The sequence below is a fragment of the Mammaliicoccus lentus genome, from assembly GCF_002902755.1.
GTDB classification, from domain to species: domain Bacteria; phylum Bacillota; class Bacilli; order Staphylococcales; family Staphylococcaceae; genus Mammaliicoccus; species Mammaliicoccus lentus.
In genome coordinates this window covers 18460-38018 of record NZ_PPRS01000021.1, presented here as the reverse complement: position 1 = coordinate 38018, position 19559 = coordinate 18460, and the positions used below count along the sequence as shown (strand labels likewise).

Sequence of the window (19559 nt, the reverse complement as noted above, 5' to 3'; positions counted from 1 at the left end):
GTACATACTCACTTCTCTTTTTTTAGTAAGAATAAAAAGTATGGTGCGCCAATTATTGCAGTAATAACCCCCGCTGGAATTTCTACAGGTGGTGCAATACCTTTACCAATAGCATCCGCTAAAAGTAAAAATATAGCCCCTATAATAGATGATACTGGTAAAAGTCTTATAGCTTTTCTTCCTACTAATAACCTTGCAATACGAGGAGATATTAGGCCGATAAAACCAATTGTACCTGTAACAGATACGACGGAACCAATACATATTGCTGACATGAATAAATAAGCACTTCTAATAATACTTACCTTTTCTCCTAAACTTATGGTCGCATAGTCACCTAAACTTAAAATATCCAACTTATTTGCGAATATAAATACCAATGGTAATATACATACACTCGGTATAAAATTCCACAAGTCATCAAAATCTCTACTCCATACACTACCCGACAGCCAAAGCAATGTAGTATTGATATTATCTGGATAGCGTATCATAAAGTACTGAATACCAGCTTGGCATATAGCACTTAAAGCTACACCAATTAAAGCTATCGTATAAGTTGTCGCTTGAAAAATCCTCCCCAAGAACATAATGATTATAATCATTACAACCGCACCAAGAAATGAAGAAATACCTAGATAATAGAATGGCAATGCTGGTAATAGTAATGACTGCGCAACGGCAAATAATCCTGCACCTTTAGTAACACCTATAATATCAGGTGAAGCCAATGGATTTCTAAGTAATATTTGTACAATAGCACCTGCTAATCCTAATAGTAAACCTGAAATTAAAGAAATGACCATTCTTGGTATTCTATATGTATATAATACAAATGCATAATCATCAGTTGTTCCAGCAACCATGTTTAATGTTTCTTTAAATGAAATGAATTGTGATCCGACTTGTACATGTAGCAAGATACTTATAATCAGAACAACTATCACAATGATAAACTTCCATTTATACTTCATTATTTAAGACCACTCCTTCCATTTTTACAAAGATATAAGAAGAATGGTCCCCCGATTAGTGCTGTTACAATTCCAACTGGAGATTCATATGGATAAGCAATGATATGTGATAACGTATCTGCATATACGAGAATAACTGCGCCTGTTAATGCGGTGAAGTATAAGTTCTTCTCATACCCTCCACCTATTAATCTTCTTGAAATATGAGGTGCAATTAGACCTATAAATGCAATTGGTCCTGCTACAGCTACAGACGAACCAGCTAATATAATCACAATAAAACTAAAAATTAAATATTTTAGTTTCTTATGAAGACCTAAGCTCGTTACAAACATATCCCCTAATGATAAAACGGTTAAGTCTTTAGCTAAAAATAAAGCAACAGATACACCTATTACAAACCAGGGTAATAAGATTTGTACACCATCCCAATCCTTACCATTTAATGAACCCGTTAACCAATACAAGACATCAGTAGAATTCTCATTAAGTATTATCAACACTTCAGTTATGGAAGATAATAGTAAATGGATTGTCATACCTGCTAATGCTAATCGTACATGATTATTCTCGTGTCCATATATAAACGTATATACTATCAACCCACCTACAATTGCACCTAAAAAAGCAATATAAGGATTAATTGTATCTGAATGGCCTGGTAAATATACAATTGAAGCAACAAGTAACAATGCTGCTCCTGCATTAATTCCAAATGTTTGAGGCGATGCCAAAGCATTTTTAGTTAAAGCTTGCATAATAGCACCACCTACAGCTAAATTTATTCCTACCATTATAGCAACGAATAATCTTGGCAAACGAATCGTATTAATAATCAGCGCATCTTTAGAGTGATCATCTGCTACAATGGCATTAAATATCGTCTTTAAACTCATAAACGTTGAACCTATGCTCAAATTCAATATCATACCTATCACTAATATGATAATCATGACCATTGTTATTATAGACTTTCTCTGCATCATTTCACCAACTAAATATTGAAATGATGGAACAATGAATGCATAAAACTACACACTCATTGTTCCATTCAATTATTTATTATTTTTCTCTACATCTTTCATGATGTATTCATTTGCTTTGAAACCTCTAAATCTAGTCCAATAATCTCTATCCACTTCTTGAATTTGACCCTTTTTATAAGCACTTAACTCTTTCCAAAGTTCTTTGTTTTTCCATTCATCAGTAATCGGTTTATCTTTATCAGAAGTAATAATTAATTTATCCGAATTTACTTTAGATAATGTTTCTAAGTTTACTTCTTCATACGCTTTATTAGATTCGATCGCATTTTTCATGCCCATTTTCTCTAATAGTTGGCCTACATAAGAATGCGAGGTATGTGCTTGGAATGCATCTTCACGCGCAACAGCAATCATAACTTTTTCATCTTTATTAGAAGCTTTTTCATTTTTTGATTTAGCTTCTTTTAATTTATCTTCTAAATCATCCAACATCTTTTTGCCTTCATCTTCTTTGCCCATTGCAGTTGCTACTTTTTCAAATGAAGCATTTACATCGTCAAAGCTTGCTTCTCTACTCTTTAAAATCATCGTTGGTGCGATTTTCTTAAGATCTTCATAAATGCCTTTATGTCTTTGAACATCTGCAATAATTAAATCTGGTTTTAATGAACTAATCGATTCTAAGTTAGGTTGTTTACGTGTACCTACAGAAGTATATTTCACTTCTTCTCCATATAACTTCTTAATAATTTCTTTTTTATTGTCATCAGCGATACCAACTGGTGTCGAACCTAAATTTTTAACAGCATCAGCAAATGAATATTCTAATACAACTATATTTTTAGGTTTATCTTTAAGTTTAACCGTACCCAATTCATCTTTAATTTCTATTGATTTTTCTTGTTTAGGTTCCTCACCTTTCGCCTCTTTATCTTTATCATTTGATTTATTACTATCACTACAAGCTGTTAAAAATAACGCACTAGCAACAAGTAACATAACTAATAATCTCTTATAATTATTCATATTTTCCTCCTTTTATAATTGATAACCGTTATCAATTATAAAATATATGGAAATAAATGTCTATATGTTTTGATATAAAATTCTGAAAATACTATCGTTTCAATTAAATATCAATATTTTTATTCAACAACATTACAAGAAGTTTATTTTTTCTATATAAAAATAAATAAAAAATACGCCTGCGTATGTATTACAAGCGTATTTTTATACAATTTATCTCTTATGAATTTGTTTCATTATTAGTGTTTTTAATTAAATATTTCTTTTCAATATAACTGTGAACGAATCCAATGATAGTGTAAATAATAATATAAAAAATACTCAAATTACTATTAGACTTCCAAAATAGAATAAAATATGATAATGCGATACACATTATTATGATAGCTAGTCCCATTTTAAATAACATACTCAAAACCTTGTATTTTATATATTTTTTTATTGAACATTATAAATATAACTAGTGCTACAATCCCATATATGAGAACACCAATAAAACTTTCCCAATAATTACTATAGTATACAGTCACACCTAGTAATAAGAATATTATTGATTGAAATATTCTATATTTTACGGATACCAATGGTTTACGTTGATATCTGGCCATCCTAAAATCAGAGGCGATAAAAAACAATGAATATAAACAAGTCGATAACGTGATCACAATTGAATAAGCAAATTGTATATCCAACTTCGAACTTAATATAAAATAAACTAATAGAATGGCGAACCCTAATATATGTCTACAGTCATCTATAAAAATTGCTAACTTCATTTTATTCATTGGTAATTCAATCACCTTTCAAATGCTTTTGTTTTAATATCAATGCTTTTAAGAAACTTTTCTATTTTCTGTTGTTGTTTACCACTAACTTTATTGCTATCTGGTATTATATCTTTCACTTCTTTAAATGGGATTTCACCGTCATTAGCCTTTTTTTCCATTTGTTGAATACTATTGTCAAGTTTACTTAAAGTATCATTATAGGCTGTAAAGTACTCACTTATTCTATATGTATCTTTTTTGTATTCGCTTGGTAATTCATTATTTTTTAAATAATTAGAGAAGTTTTGATCATTCTCGTCTAACAATTTACGAGCTTGTTCTAATTGCTTAGTTTCTTCATTTGTTAAATTTTGTTCATCCCATACTTTTTCTTCAATTTTTGAAGTCACATTATATACTGATTCATTTGTATTAAGGTATTTTTGAATACTTTTCTTCACATCATCTTTAGTTAATGATTGATTGTTTTCATCTGATTGAAATACATCTTTAGGCAATTTTGCTTTTTCTTCTTGTTTTGATTTTACAATTTTACCTGAATCACTTTTCTCTGATGAATCCGTCTCTTTGTTGCTATCATTTGAGCATCCTATAAGCGTTAGAGTAATCATGATGCTAAATAGTGCTATTATGTATTTATTCATTTTATATACCTCCACAATATATGATTATGCAATTAAAAACTTTATATATTTCTTTAATTACTTAAATTATAACATAATATGTAAAATCTCAAACCTTGATTAAAAATTTTATAATATCAAAAACTAAAAATTCTTAAAATTCAGTACATTTTTACTTTCTATAATGATATACTAATTAAAGCTTTCTATAAGAGTTCATTTTGCATAGAAAGTTTTTGTTTAACATTATTTGTAAGCGCTTAATTAAAGAGGGGGATCATTCATGGAAGAAGCAAATACAATGTTAACAATTGTGGGGCTTATTATTATAATATCCATTGTCACAATGTTAATTTTTAAAAAGGTCAGTCCAGTAGTCGGTATGACAATAATACCTATTATTGGCGCATTAGTTCTTGGACATGGTTTCGGAGATATACGAAAATATGTAGATTCTGGTTTTGATCAAGTATTTAATGTAGCAGTAATGTTTATTTTCGCGATTATATACTTTGGAATTATTTCAGATAGCGGCTTATTTAGGCCGTTAGTTAAAGGCATGATTAAATTAACACGTGGAAATATTATTATCGTAGCAATTGTCACAACCATTATTGGTACTTTTGCACAACTTGATGGTGCTGGTGCCACTACTTTCTTATTAGCGATTCCTGCTTTATTACCTTTATATAGAACACTTAAAATGAGTCCTTATTTATTAGTGTTACTACTTGCGCTAAGTGCCGCTATTATTAACATGGTGCCTTGGGGCGGACCAATGGCTCGTACTGCTTCAGTTCTAAAAGTAGATAATATTAATCAACTTTGGTACAACATCATACCTATACAATTAATAGGCATCGTCTTAGCAATTCTATTTGCTATTTATTTAGGCTTAAGAGAAAAGAAACGTATTGCAAGAGAATTTCCTGATGAAGAAACAATTAAAGTAGACATGAATGAAATTATTAAAAATTATCAAAAAGATCAAGAAGAAAATGCTTCAATTAAAGGTGAAGCTAAAAAACATACTTATATTCTTTGGCTCAATCTTATACTTACAATTATTATAGTTGCAATGATGTTATTAGACATCGTTCCACCAGAATTAGCATTTATGATTGGTGTCGGTATTGCATTACCATTAAACTTCAGAGATGTTGACGAACAAATGGATCGCTTACGTGCACACGCACCTAATGCTTTAATGATGGCCGCGGTTATTTTAGCTGCTGGTGTATTTTTAGGTATTTTAAATGAAACAGGCATGTTAGAATCAATCGCGTTATCATTAATTGATATAATACCAACAGCAGTTGGACCTTATCTACATATTATAATTGGTATGCTAGGTGTTCCATTAGATTTATTAACTAGTACAGATGCATATTACTTTGCTGTGTTACCAATTGTAGAATCAACTGCAAGTCAATTTGGTGTACCTTCACTTTCAACAGCCTATTCATTAATGATAGGAAACATAATCGGTACATTCGTTAGTCCATTTTCACCTGCTCTTTGGTTAGCAGTCGGGCTAGCTGAAATTAATATGGGTAAATATATTAAATACGCATTCTTCTGGATTTGGGGATTTTCAATCGTTATGCTATTTATCGCAATTTTACTAGGTATCGTAACAATTTAAATATAAAACTCGTATTTAATAAATAATAACCACCTTGGGATATAAGTCCCTAAATCAAAATAATGCTCCTAACCCTTTAGTTTAATCTACTAAGGATTAGGAGCATTTATTTTGATATGTGATTTGTTTTATATTATGGATTTACTACGTTGTTAATTACATAATATAAGAGGCTGAGCAATTATTTTAGCCCAGCCTCTTTATTTGGATTCTTCAATATTATTTATCAGAGTCTGCTTTGTCTTCAACTTTTCTTAAAGTTTTTTCTGCGAATGACTTACCACCGATACCGAATGAAATAGCAAATGCTACTGCAACAGCACCTAAGATAAGTAAGAATGCTACGTTAACAATACTTTGAGCAAAGTTTAATTGATCTAGTGTCATAAATACTGAAACAACAATTACTAAATACTTAACAATTTCTGCTACAAGACCATTGCCTGTAGATTTTTTGATAAGTTTAGATAATAAGTTACCACCAACAAAACCGATTACTAAGATAATAGCTGCTGAGATAACTAATGGTAAGTAACCAATAATTGCTTCACCAATTGTATTTAACACTTGTAAGTTTACAGTGTGTAAAGCTTCAACAACAAAGAATAAACCAATTATTGTTGTAAGAATCCAGCCTGTAGCTGAAGGAATATCTATACTTTCTTTGTTTTCACCAAAATTAACATAATGGTTATAACGACTAACATTTAAATTAGTTAATAAGTTTTTAACTAATGTACCTAATACTTTAGCAATAAATAAACCAACTATTAGTATTATTACTGCTACTATAACTCTAGGTAAGAAGTTTAAAATACTATCCATCATATTTTTAATAGGTGTTGATACTGATGTCATATTTAATGCATCAAACACTGATGGCAAGAATAATAGGAAAATAATGAAGTAAGCTAGTTTGCCGAATGTTTGAATTAAACCTTCTGATTCAGATTTACCACTACCTGCTTCAGTTAATCCTTTTTTCTCTAACCATTTTTCAAATCCAATAGCTCTTAAGCCTTTTACAATAATCGTTTTAACAATTACTGCAATAATCCAAGCTACGATTAATAAAATAATCGCACTAATTAAATTTGGAATAAATCCAATAATGCTATCTAATGCATTCATAAATGAATCTGTAATTTTACTCATATATATATCCTCCTTTTTTAGTATGTTACCCTAGTATTATATTAATAATCATATTTTTATTAATAATTCTAAAAAAACTTTAAAAAAATTTAATCTCGTTGTTTATTCTTAAATTCCAAAGAATTAATATCCTAATATATTAAAGTGTATGTAATCGATATATAAAATAAAAACCATATTGCGATATTCATTTATCGCAATATGGTTTTTATAAATCTTTTATCATACGGGTTTCACGTAAAACAACACCATGTTCACTTAATTCTACTTTTCCATCTTTTTTAAACCCACACTTCTCATAAAAATTCACTGCTTGTAAATTATCTTCAATTACCCACAGACTTAATTGATCATATTCCTGTTTCATTTTCTTCTCAGCTTCTATCATTAATTGAGTACCTACACCTTGATTTTGATATGCTTCAAGTAAATAAATGACGAGTATTTCTCCACAATTTTCACTAGTATCATCATCTTTATCTTTAGCATACATTAAAAAACCTACTATTTTATTATCTATTTCAGCAACAATACAAGGTGCATTAAATTTATAATGATTTTCTATGTAAGACTCCAAAGTAATTTCATCTAAATAACTCTCAGGAATAATTCCTTTATACGTTGAAAGCCATGACTCATAATGCACTTTAGCTAATTCTTCAACATCAGATTCTTTCTTCTCTCGTAATAACATAATAATATCCCCCTTTTTGTTATCTTGATAATTCTAATTTAAATTTATATTTTTTAGGATGATACAATACCTCAGAATATTCAAATATTTCATCATTACTTAATATAGAATGTGCTCTTAATTCTAATAAAGGAGTATTAGATTTTATATTAAAAATTTCCATTGTATCTTCACTTGGTAACCTAGGTATAAACTCTTCTACCCTTTTTTTTATAACATATCCCTTTTCTTTTAAATAACCATATTTTGATTTAGTCATGGCTTCAACAGAAAGATCAGGAAATAGTTCAAACGGTATATAAGCATTTTCTATAATTAAAACTTCACCGTTCAATTTTCTAATCCTTTTTATGTTATATACTTTTTCTTCTTTGTTGAGATTGAGTATTTCTTGTATTTCATCATTTGGTTTTATAAGTCTAAATTCTATCACTTTGTTTTTAATAGAATCATGATAAGGTTGCATTTCTTCAGTAAATCCTTGTAACTTAAATAAATTATGTTCAAATTTTGGGAAAGCTACATAAGTTCCGCTCCCTTTAATACTGTATAATATTTCTTTTTCTATTAGTCTTGAAATAGCTTTTCTAATAGTTACCCTACTTACTTGATATTTTTCTGATAAAGCCTTTTCAGTAGGTATAACATCTCCATGCTCTAGCCCTTGATTTTTAATATAATCTTGAATATTTTTCATGATTTTTTGATATAAAGGCATTTTCTTATCGCTCATAAAAACCCCTCACCTTCATAGTTTATTTTAACACTTCAAACTCAAAAAGCATACACATTTAAAATATGTATTATATTTGTATTGATTTTTACAATACATATTATATAATGTTACTTGAAAGGGGTTACAAAATAATGAGAAAGAGTAAATTAACAATAGTTGGTGGCGGAAGTACATATACGCTAGGTATATTAATGAGTTTAATTGAAGAATCGAAACATTTACCACTAAGTCATATTACGCTATACGATACAGATACTTCGCGACAAGAAAAGATAGGACGTGCTGCTTCTATATTATTGAAAGAACATTACCCTTCATTAGAAAATTTTAAATACACTTCTAATAAAAAAGAAGCCTTTAAAGATACTGATATTATATTCGTCCAAATTCGTACTGGCGGTCTAACTATGAGAGAAAAAGATGAACAAATACCTATTAAACACGGATTAGTAGGACAAGAAACATGCGGCGCTGGAGGCATGGCTTATGGGTTACGATCAATACCTGATATGATTCAACTTGTCGATGATATTCGTTCATTAAATTCAGATGCTTGGATTTTGAACTATACAAATCCTGCTGCAATTGTTGGCCTAGCATTAGATAAAATCTTCCCTGACGATAAACGATTATTAAATATATGTGATATGCCTATAGCAATTATGAAAAGCTATTCAGACATATTGGAAGAAGATATATGGAATTTAGAAGCTGATTATTTTGGTTTAAACCATTTTGGATGGTTTACGAGTATACGAAATAAGCAGGGTTATGATTATACATCTCAGCTCAAACAACTTATTCTGGATAATGATTTTAAACCTACAGATAAATTAATTGCCAATGACCCTTCCTGGCAAGCTACTTTTAAACAAGCTAAACAAATGATACAAGACTTTAATGAATATCTACCTAACACGTATTTACAATATTATCTTTATCCTAATGAATTATCTAAAAAGGAACCTATGGACAATACTCGAGCTAGACAAGTTATAAATGGACGAGAAAAAGAGGTTTTCACTGACTGCGACGTTATCATTAATCAAAATAGTACTCAGAATATTGATATTTCTGGTGATATACATGGTATATACATGATTCGTATTGCCGCTTCGCTTGTTCATCACTTAAAAGAACGCTTTATTATAATGACAAGGAATGAAGGAATTATTTCTAATCTACCTTATGACGCCCTTGTAGAAGTTCCCGCTTTACTTGGTAACGAAGGTGTAGAGCCTTTTAAAATAGGTGAAATATCTACATTTTATAAAGGATTACTAGAAAATCAATACGCGTATGAAAAATTAATAATCGAAGCTTACTTTGATAATGATTATGAAAAGTTATTGCAAGCCCTTATTTTAAATAGAACTGTCATAGACACGAATAAAGCGAAAGAAGTCTTAAAAGATTTATTTGAAGCGAATAAAGACCATTGGCCCGTTTTAAATAAAAGGGAGGAAACATTATGAAGCTTATCATAAATGCAGATGATTTCGGTTATTCAAATGGGGTAAATTACGGAATTATCGATGCTTTTAAAAATGGCATACTTACTTCAACGACTTGCTTAACAAATATGCCAGGTTTTAACCATGCAATCCAACTTGCGAAAGAAAACCCGAATCTAGGCATTGGCATTCACCTAACTTTAACTTGTGGGAAACCATTAACACATAATTTATATACTTTAGTAGATAGTGATGGAAATTTTAGAGATTTATCTCATTACGAACAAAAATTTTATATAGACACAAATGAACTATACAACGAATGGAAAGAACAAATCGAAAAATTTTTAGAGACTGGAATTACACCTACTCATATGGATACTCATCATCATGTAAATAATTTAGACATAATAGAACCAGTATTTTTAAAATTAGCATCTGAATATCAACTGCCTATTCGAAATAATTTAGGAGATAAAAAGAATTATCCTAATTATAAAATGGTTGATTACTTTGAGTATCACCCTGAAACAATTTTAAACCCTATCGAAATCATCAGAGAGAAATATCAATTATATAAAACTGTAGAAATAATGTGCCATCCAGCATATATAGATAAATTTTTAAGAGATCATTCATCTTTTGTCATGCCAAGAATTGAAGAATTAGATTTATTAACAAGCGAACATGCAAAATCTACTTTTAATAAAGCGAATGGGATAACATTAATCAATTATTCACAATTGTAATGTCAAAGGGGGACATTTGTTATGATGAGATTCTTACAAAAGCTTGGTAAATCAATGCTGATTCCAATAGTAGCTTTACCTGCAGCTGGTATACTTTTTAGAATTAGTTCAGAAGATTTACTGGACTGGAAACTATTTCAAGCATCCGGAGCAATATTTAATAATATTGATATCCTTATAGCAATAGGTATAGCGATGGGGTTATCAAAAACTAAAGATAGAGGAATCCCTGCACTAGCTGGTTTTATTGCAATATCTATACTAAAAGAAGGACTTAATTTACTTGATTCTGATTTAAACATGAGTGTATTTGGAGGACTCATTTCAGGGCTTCTTGCAGCTTGGGTCTACAATAAATTTAAAGATGTAGAACTACCAAAAGTCTTTTCATTTTTCTCTGGAGAGAATTTTCCCATAACTGTAATTATAGTACTTATGTTACCTGTAACAGGTATATGTTTTTTAATTTGGCCTTATGCTCAGTCTTCAATTGATTGGCTAGCTCAATCACTAGTAACTTTAGGAGGACTAGGAGTATTTATAAATGGATTTTTAAATAGATTTTTACTTCCATTTGGATTACACCATGTGTTAAATACTTATATTTATTTTGGTCTGGGAGACTTTAAAACATCAGGAGGAGAAGTTGTTCATGGAGAAGTTACAAGATTTTTAAACGGAGATCCTACAGCAGGTTATTTCCTAAGTGGATATTTTGTCTCAATAATGTTCGGTGTACCTGCCATTGCCCTTGCCATATCCAAAGCAGCAAAATACAATAAACAAAATACAAAAGCTTTAATGGGTTCTGGTAGTTTTACAGCTATAGTCGCAGGTATAACAGAACCTATTGAATTTACATTTCTATTTACCTCGCCATTTTTATACTTTATACATTCTGTATATACTGGATTAGCAGGAATGACCTTATACTACTTGCACATTAGGGAAGGATTCTCTTGGGGTGGCAGCATCATTGACTATGTATTGAACCTAAGTTTATCAGATAAAGGCTGGATGATAATTCCAGTAGGCATAGGATTTTTCATACTTTATTTTATTACTTTTTACTTCTATATTATTAAACGAAAAGTTTCAATAATCGGCCAAATTGAAGACAATAATTTTGATGAAGAAAAGTCCGAAGAAGAAAAAGATTTATCTTTATCGCATAACCAATATCAATATATGTCCAAGAAAATATTAGAAAATATAGGTACTAAAGAAAATGTGATAGAATATGAAAACTGTATCACTAGATTAAGATTAGAACTTAAAGATACCTCACTGATAAACAAAGAAAAAATAATGCAAACTGGCGCTCACGGTGTTGTAATCATTGATAAACATAATGCTCAAATAATTATCGGACCAGAAGTAACTAAACTTGTTAAGGAATTTAATAAAGAAATGGATAACACCTAATTAACATTATTTTATAAAAAAACGCCAAAATCATTTAGATTTTGGCGTTTTTATTACATGTCCATGTCCATATCCATTTCATGTATTTTCATCATAAGACCATGTGGAATATCGTCATGATCTACTATATCTTTTTTATAATAAGTTTTACCGTCATCATTAGAAATAAGTTTTACAAAGTCACCTTTTTTAGGTTTAAAGTCTTCTGTATTCTTAATTTTAACATTTTCTGTTACTTTATTATCTTTTTCACTTACTACTTTTTCAGCTGTAGTGCTATTTTCCATGTAACCATAATAAGTAGATTTTTGTGTTGAAGACATCAACAATACGGCTACAGCGATTGCTACGAGAGCTAAACCAGAAATAAGTGCAATTGCGTATTTTTTATTCATTGAGAAACCTCCCTATCCTCTATAATAAAGCGTTAGTCCAATTTATGAAATGACATAGCCTTAAACTTCTTAAATTCGACATAATTGTAGAAACTAATTTATACATAATATTTTTTCATGAAACTTAAATACTTGCGATAACTTTTAATATTCATCATACTGTACATGTAGAAAATCATAAGGAGTGGAAAAAATGAGCCAAGAACAATTTGATAAAATTAAAAACGGTAAAGGTTTTATAGCAGCACTAGATCAAAGTGGTGGTAGTACTCCAAAAGCATTGAAAGACTACGGTATTGATGAAGATCAATATAATAGTGAAGATGAAATGTTTACACTTGTTCACGAAATGAGAACACGTATCATAACATCTCCAGCATTTAACGCTGATAAAATTTTAGGTGCTATATTATTCGAGCAAACGATGAATCGTGAAGTAGAAGGTAAATATACATCTAATTATTTAGCTGATAAAGGTATTGTACCATTCTTAAAAGTAGACAAAGGTCTAGCTGATGAAGAAAATGGTGTTCAGTTAATGAAACCAATAGAAGGTTTAGACGAACTATTAAAACGCGCTAAAGATCGCAATGTTTTCGGTACTAAAATGCGTTCAAATATTTTAGAAGCAAATAAAGAAGCTATTACTAAAGTAGTACAACAGCAATTTGAAATTGGAAAACAAATTATCGAAGCAGGTTTAGTTCCAATTATTGAACCAGAAGTTAATATCAACGCTAAAGATAAAGAAGAAATTGAAGATATTTTAACTGAGGAAATTGCTAAAGAATTAGATAAATTAAACGATGATCAATTCGTAATGTTGAAATTAACAATTCCAACAAAACCAAATCAATATCAATCATTAATAGAACATCCAAACGTAATTCGTGTTGTTGCCTTATCTGGCGGTTATTCAAGAAATAAAGCAAACGAATTATTAAAAGAAAATGAAGGCTTAATCGCTAGTTTCTCACGCGCATTAGTTACAGACTTATTCGCAGGACAATCAAAAGAAGAATTCGATAAAGGCCTAGCAGACGCTGTAGAATCAATCTACGACGCTTCAGTTAATAAAAATTAATAATTATAAAACTCATATTTAATTTAGTATCAATCATTTTGAATTTCATAAAAATGATTGATACTATTTTTTTATTTTATATGTTAACCGGTTGACATATCGTTTATTTAAATATACACTTCTTTATAGGAAAGCCCTTTCAAGGTTCAGGAGGTATTATTTAATTGCAAATGTTTCAAACTTTTAAGAACAAGTCTTACTTGCAGTCTTCATTTACTTTATTAATATTTTTCGCGTCATGGTCCATTTGGTGGTCATTCTTTCAAATTTGGCTTACCTCAGAAAAAAATGGTCTAGGTTTATCTGGTAGTGAAGTTGGTACGATATATTCAGCCAACTCATTCGTAACTTTAATTCTAATGTTCGCATATGGTATTCTTCAGGATAAATTAGTATTGAAGAGAAGTTTACTTATTTTCTGTGCTACGATGTCAACGTTAGTAGGTCCATTTTTCATATGGATTTATGCACCACTCATTCAAAATCACTTTACGATTGGAATAATAGTTGGTTCACTATTTCTATCTGCTGGCTTCCTTTCAGCCGCTGGTATTTACGAAGCTGTTTCTGAACGTTTAGTCGTTATTTTGATTTTAAATATGGTCAAGCGAGAGCATGGGGTTCGTTTGGTTACGCTATATCAGCTTTAGTTGCAGGATTTTTATTTGTTAAAAACCCAGAGTACAATTTCTGGATAGGTTCAATTTTAGGTTTATTTTTATTATTAAATTTAATATTTTGGAAACCTAAACAAGAAGATAAAGCTAAAGATGAAATTCGCGATGAGGATGTTGATAGTTCTATTCCGAGTTTCAAAGAGATGCTCGATTTACTTAAATTACCCCACTTATGGATAATCGTTATTTTTATTATGTTCTCATGGTCGTTCTATACAATTTATGACCAACAAATGTTCCCGGATTTTTACACACAATTATTCAGTTCACCTGAAACCGGCCAACAAATGTATGGTACGTTAAATTCTATTCAAGTATTTTTCGAAGCTTTAATGATGGGTGTTGTGCCTATCATCATGTATAAATTAGGTGTTAGAAATACTTTATTGCTTGGTGTCTGTGTAATGGTTGCTAGAATCGGACTCAGTGGTGTATTAACTACGCCATTTACGATTTCAATTATTAAAATGATGCATGCTATTGAAGTACCATTATTTATGCTTCCAATGTTTAGATATATTACGCTACATTTTAATCCTAAGTTGTCAGCCACTTTATATATGATTGGGTTCCAAATAGCTGCCCAAATTGGACAAGTTATATTATCAACACCTTTAGGAACGCTAAGAGATAACATAGGATACAGCAACACATTTTTAGTGATTTCAGGAATTGCTTTAATATCAGGAATTTTTGCGATATTCGCATTTAAAAAGGATGACGAAGATGTTTATGGTGATCCATTTACTCGTCAAAATCAAATAAAAAAGAAAGAGGTATAATTGACATGACAAATGAACAAATACAATTAACAGATGATAGATATAGGTTAGGCTACCACGTGATGGCCAAATCTGGTTGGATTAATGATCCTAATGGATTTTGTTATTTTAATGGCTATTATCATATTTTTTATCAACATTATCCATATAGTGCAGAATGGGGTCCAATGCATTGGGGACACGCAAGAAGTAAGGATTTAGTACACTGGGAAGACTTACCGATAGCACTTGCTCCGGGTTCTCCAGAAGATAAAGATGGTTGCTTCTCAGGAAGTGCTATTGTTAAAGATGATACTTTATACTTATTCTATACAGGTCATCACTACTATGGCGATGGTGACCCAGATAACTTCTGGCAAAACCAAAACATGGCTTACAGTAAAGATGGTATAAACTTTACTAAATACGAAAATAATCCAGTAATTGCTTCTGAGCCAGAAGATAATACTCATCACTTTAGAGACCCTAAAGTTTGGAAAGAAAATGATAAATATTATATGGTACTAGGAAGCCAAGAAAAAGATGGTCTAGGTAGAATTATTCTTTATAAATCTGACGATTTATTAAATTGGGAATACATTGGTGCACCAAGTAAATCTAAAGGATTAAAAACAGAAGGCTTTATGTGGGAGTGCCCTGATGTATTTAGATTAGATGGCAAAGATATTTTATTATGTTCACCTCAAGGTATAGACAAAGAAGAGAAAAAATATTTAAACTTATTCCAAAATGGTTATTTTGCTGGTCAATTTAATGACGACAACACAGAGTTTAATAGAGGTAATTTCCAAGAATTAGATTTTGGACATGATTTCTATGCAGCTCAAACAACTCAAGCTCCTGATGGTCGTAGAATCCTCATTGCTTGGATGGCGATGTGGGAAAGCGACATGCCTGAAAAAGAAGATGGCTGGGCTGGAGCATTAACTTTACCAAGACAACTACACATTAAAAACGAAAAAATATATATGAAACCTGTTAAAGAATTGAAATCACTACGAAATGAAAAACTAAATTCAGACAGCACAGAATTAAAAGATGACCTTTTATTAATAGACGATTCTTCTCATGTAGAAATTAATTTAGAACACAAATTCACATCAGAACAAAATGCTGAAACATCATTTTATTTAACTGATAAAAATGGAAATAGCATTTTAAACTTGAAATATAATTCTAACACTAATGAATTTGAGTTATATCGCAAAGATACAGATGATACAAGATATGCCAACATTCTTAGCGATGACAAAGTTAACTTGCGCATATTTATCGATACAAGTTCTATAGAGATATTCATTAATGACGGAGAATCTGTGTTCACAGAAAGATATTATTTAGAAGAAAATCCACAAGTTTGGATAAATGCTTCAGACTCAGTTTCAACGAACTACGAAATTTATGAACTAAATAATCAAGCAATCAAATTCTAATATACGTATTTACAAAACCATCAAAGTTTTCACTTTTAGTGTCTACTTTGATGGTTTTTTCGTTTATATAACACACCATGTTTATAATCCAGTATGATTTTCATTTAGTATTTAACGATACAAATACTAAATGTTTGATATAATGATGAATAATGAATTTCAATACTATGGCGAAAGGATTAAAATATGAAACCTAAATTAGATGATGTTGCTAAATTAGCCAATGTATCAAAAACTACAGTATCTAGAGTATTAAATAAACGTGGCTATTTAAGTCAAGAAACAATCGATAAAGTATACGATGCTATGGAAAAATTAAACTATCAACCTAACACTGTCGCACGTCAGCTTTATAATAAAAAGACTAATATTATAGGCCTATTATTCCCTGCAGTAAGTAATCCTTTCTTTGGAGAACTTGTAGAAGAATTAGAGAAAAAGCTATATTCCCAAGGTTATAAAGTTATAATTGGGAACTCAATGAATGATCCTGAAAAAGAGAAAAATTATTTAAATCAACTTTTATCAAATCAAGTCGACGGTTTAATCGTTGGTACACATAACCAAAATATTCAACAGTATCAAAATGAAAACCTTCCTATAGTAGCAATCGATAGAATTATGAACCAAGACATACCAGTAATCGAATCTGATAATTACTCAGGCGGTAAACAAGCTACAGAAAGATTAATTCAAAAAGGTGCTAAAAAAATCATACATACAACAGGTCCAGATACTTTAGATACACCTGCAAACAGAAGACGAGAAGCATATGAAGAAACAATGACATATCATGGACTTCAACCTATTCACTATTCTGTAGATTTTAATATCTCTTACACAGAGAAAACTGGAATCTTCAACCAAATATTTATAGATCACCCAGATGTAGATGGTGTATTCGCTTCAAACGATGTAGACGCGTTACTTATCATGCAAATTGCTAAAAAGTTCAATAAAAACATTCCTGAAGATTTACTTATTGTCGGATATGATGGTTCTAAAATTATGCGTAATATGTTTCCAAACTTAACAACAATAGTCCAACCTATTGAAGAAATAGCCAATAAAGCACTTGAAGTCTTAAATCTAAGGCTTGAAAAACAAGAAACACTATCTGAATATATACTTCCTGTTTCAATTTGGAATGGAAGTACATGTTAATAGTAAGTATGAAGGAGTCTGAGACATTTTTTATGTCTTAGGCTCCTTTTTTGAACTTATATTGACAATTTTCACTTTATATTTTATCATTTAAGTAAATACTTAAATGATTAATTGAAAGGAAAGGTGGGGTTCATGAGAGACATATTTAAAGCTTTATCAGACAAGACAAGGCGAGATATTTTAGAAATGCTTAAAGATGAGAAACTAACAGCAAGTGAAATAGCAGAACAATTTGATATGAGTCAAGCAAGTGTATCGCAGCACCTTAAAATTCTTAAATTTAATGACTTAATATATGCTGAACGTAAAGGTAAATATATCTATTACCATTTGAATTTATCAGTATTTGAAGAAGCAATTAACTGGATTATTAAGTTTAAAAACTAAAATATAAAGGAGTTTTATTATGAAAGACATATTAAAAAACACAAAAACCGCCATTTTCATCATTGGAGTAGCTATATTAACGTGGTTGATTTCATTCGCTTACTTACCAGATTCTATACCTATGCAATACAGTAATAATGGCTCAGTAAATTGGATAGCTAATAAGTATATTGCTGCCTTAATAATGATAGCCGTTATGATATTTTGTTATTTAACGTTTATATTTTCTACAAAAAAAGATCAAAAAAGGAAGAATTATTCAAACTTAGTTAATTTAGACCAATTTTTCTCTTCTTTAACACAAGGATTTTTATATATCATTTCTCTTATTATGATATTTAATGCACTTGGTCAGAACATTTCTATCAACTATATTATCCCGCTTGTATTAGCTGTAATTCTTATCATTATTGGTAACTACTTACCTAAATTACCACAAAACAAAAGTTTAGGTATCAAAAATAAATGGACTCTAAAAAGTGAAAAGAATTGGAAACAAACTCACCGATTTACATCTCGAATATATATTATCGTTGGACTTATATATTTATTACTCGGGGTATTTGGTAAAATTAATTCGTTCGTTACAATACCATTAGTTATCGCCCTCGTTATCGTGCCATACTTATTTTCATATATTAATTATTCAACAGCTAAATAAAATAATCATCCCTAAAAGTTTATTTTTGGTTCAACTTTTGGGGTGCACTTCATACTTGGATTATTGTCGTCGTTAATCCAATAACAATATCAATTCTTGCTTTTTTGATCTCTCCCATCCCCAAAATGAGCTAAAGATTTATCTCTCTAGCTCGTTTTATTTTTAAACTTTCATCAAACCTGATAAATGATTTCTTTTAAATGTTGCCAAACATCATATAATTGTAGCCACATCGCAACGTGCAACATGATGACTAATATACAAGCGATAATATGAATAATAGCGTATTTTTCTTTTATATTTATTATTTTTTCAATTATAATCACAAGTGCGCATATCATGATAAGGATAGATAAATATGGTGCTATGATATAAATCATATCTAAAGCTGTATTATATAAACTTACTTTCCATGTGTTGAACCTAAAGAAATAAGCAATACCAAAAAATATAACTAAACAAGCTATAATCACAATAATAGTAGCTAATGTCGCCTTTCTCTTTACATGAACCATTTCGCCCATTGCTAACTTTAATGGATGATATACAACAACATGTACAAATGGATATACAGAAATTATGAGTAAACATAACCATAACCAGTTCACTACCACACCCCCAAAAGTGTATATGTACAATTAACTGTATATAAATGCGATATATAAAGCAATACCAAAAAGAGCTTAAGAAATAAATCCCAAGCTCAAAATAATTATTC

Annotated in this window: 18 protein-coding genes and 1 pseudogene; 10 read left to right on the top strand and 9 right to left on the bottom strand. The window is 30.2% G+C overall.

Annotated features, from left to right (window positions below):
• Positions 1-8: 8 nt before the first annotated feature.
• The 4 genes from CD135_RS07355 to CD135_RS07335 form a co-directional block, all read right to left on the bottom strand.
• Positions 9-974 (bottom strand): FecCD family ABC transporter permease, encoded by a 966-nt coding sequence (locus CD135_RS07355; protein WP_103269122.1) that lies wholly within the window; start codon positions 972-974, stop codon positions 9-11.
• Positions 974-1957 (bottom strand): FecCD family ABC transporter permease, encoded by a 984-nt coding sequence (locus tag CD135_RS07350; protein WP_103269121.1) that lies wholly within the window; start codon positions 1955-1957, stop codon positions 974-976. The genes CD135_RS07355 and CD135_RS07350 overlap by 1 nt, the downstream gene beginning before the upstream one ends.
• Before the next feature lie 72 nt (positions 1958-2029).
• Complete coding sequence (locus CD135_RS07345) at positions 2030-2986, bottom strand: ABC transporter substrate-binding protein (RefSeq protein WP_103269120.1); 957 nt, start codon at positions 2984-2986, stop codon at positions 2030-2032.
• A gap of 796 nt (positions 2987-3782) precedes the next feature.
• On the bottom strand, positions 3783-4418 hold the full coding sequence (locus CD135_RS07335) for an NDxxF motif lipoprotein (RefSeq protein ID WP_103269118.1): 636 nt from the start codon (positions 4416-4418) through the stop codon (positions 3783-3785).
• Positions 4419-4680: 262 nt separating this feature from the next.
• Between CD135_RS07335 and CD135_RS07330 the strand changes: the two genes are divergently transcribed.
• Positions 4681-6042 carry a CitMHS family transporter gene (locus CD135_RS07330; RefSeq protein ID WP_103269117.1) on the top strand — a complete coding sequence of 454 codons (1362 nt, stop codon included), beginning with the start codon at positions 4681-4683 and terminating at the stop codon, positions 6040-6042.
• Between the two features lie 219 nt (positions 6043-6261).
• On the opposite strand, the gene CD135_RS07325 is transcribed toward CD135_RS07330, so the two are convergent.
• From CD135_RS07325 to CD135_RS07315, 3 genes are all read right to left on the bottom strand, one after another.
• A complete protein-coding gene (locus CD135_RS07325) occupies positions 6262-7197 on the bottom strand; it encodes a mechanosensitive ion channel (protein WP_016999842.1) in 936 nt (311 codons plus the stop codon).
• A 208-nt stretch (positions 7198-7405) separates the two neighbouring features.
• Positions 7406-7891, bottom strand: a complete 486-nt coding sequence (locus CD135_RS07320) for a GNAT family N-acetyltransferase (protein WP_103269116.1) — start codon at positions 7889-7891, stop codon at positions 7406-7408.
• Positions 7892-7910: 19 nt separating this feature from the next.
• Positions 7911-8624: a GntR family transcriptional regulator gene (locus tag CD135_RS07315; protein WP_103269115.1), complete on the bottom strand. Its 714-nt coding sequence runs from the start codon at positions 8622-8624 to the stop codon at positions 7911-7913.
• A gap of 134 nt (positions 8625-8758) precedes the next feature.
• Here CD135_RS07315 and CD135_RS07310 point away from each other — a divergent pair, with 134 nt between their 5' ends.
• Genes CD135_RS07310 through CD135_RS07300 form a run of 3 tightly spaced genes read left to right on the top strand, consistent with a single transcriptional unit; the run spans position 8759 to position 12255 of the window.
• Positions 8759-10102, top strand: a complete 1344-nt coding sequence (locus CD135_RS07310; RefSeq protein WP_103269114.1) for a family 4 glycosyl hydrolase — start codon at positions 8759-8761, stop codon at positions 10100-10102.
• Positions 10099-10830: a chitin disaccharide deacetylase gene (chbG, locus tag CD135_RS07305; protein WP_016999838.1), complete on the top strand. Its 732-nt coding sequence runs from the start codon at positions 10099-10101 to the stop codon at positions 10828-10830. The genes CD135_RS07310 and chbG overlap by 4 nt, the downstream gene beginning before the upstream one ends.
• Positions 10831-10851: 21 nt before the next feature.
• Positions 10852-12255: a PTS transporter subunit EIIC gene (locus CD135_RS07300; RefSeq protein ID WP_016999837.1), complete on the top strand. Its 1404-nt coding sequence runs from the start codon at positions 10852-10854 to the stop codon at positions 12253-12255.
• A 53-nt stretch (positions 12256-12308) separates the two neighbouring features.
• Here CD135_RS07300 and CD135_RS07295 read toward each other — a convergent pair whose 3' ends face one another.
• Entirely contained in the window at positions 12309-12650 is a 342-nt protein-coding gene (locus CD135_RS07295) for a DUF4889 domain-containing protein (RefSeq protein WP_070045197.1), read from the bottom strand.
• 193 nt (positions 12651-12843) lie between these two features.
• Here CD135_RS07295 and CD135_RS07290 point away from each other — a divergent pair, with 193 nt between their 5' ends.
• The 6 genes and pseudogenes from CD135_RS07290 (at position 12844) to CD135_RS07265 (ending at position 18841) form a co-directional block, all read left to right on the top strand.
• Positions 12844-13734, top strand: coding sequence for a fructose bisphosphate aldolase (locus tag CD135_RS07290; RefSeq protein WP_103269113.1), 891 nt, complete (start codon positions 12844-12846; stop codon positions 13732-13734).
• A gap of 170 nt (positions 13735-13904) precedes the next feature.
• Positions 13905-15193: pseudogene (locus CD135_RS07285) on the top strand (oligosaccharide MFS transporter).
• 5 nt (positions 15194-15198) lie between these two features.
• A complete protein-coding gene (locus CD135_RS07280; RefSeq protein WP_103269112.1) occupies positions 15199-16626 on the top strand; it encodes a glycoside hydrolase family 32 protein in 1428 nt (475 codons plus the stop codon).
• Positions 16627-16812: 186 nt separating this feature from the next.
• Positions 16813-17790, top strand: a complete 978-nt coding sequence (locus CD135_RS07275) for a LacI family DNA-binding transcriptional regulator (protein ID WP_103269111.1) — start codon at positions 16813-16815, stop codon at positions 17788-17790.
• 135 nt (positions 17791-17925) lie between these two features.
• Positions 17926-18180, top strand: coding sequence for an autorepressor SdpR family transcription factor (locus CD135_RS07270; RefSeq protein WP_016999831.1), 255 nt, complete (start codon positions 17926-17928; stop codon positions 18178-18180).
• 19 nt (positions 18181-18199) lie between these two features.
• The gene (locus tag CD135_RS07265; RefSeq protein ID WP_103269110.1) at positions 18200-18841 is read left to right on the top strand and encodes an SdpI family protein; all 642 of its coding nucleotides are present in this window, start codon (positions 18200-18202) and stop codon (positions 18839-18841) included.
• Between the two features lie 173 nt (positions 18842-19014).
• On the opposite strand, the gene CD135_RS07260 is transcribed toward CD135_RS07265, so the two are convergent.
• Positions 19015-19449, bottom strand: a complete 435-nt coding sequence (locus CD135_RS07260; protein ID WP_103269109.1) for a hypothetical protein — start codon at positions 19447-19449, stop codon at positions 19015-19017.
• Positions 19450-19559: the final 110 nt, after the last annotated feature.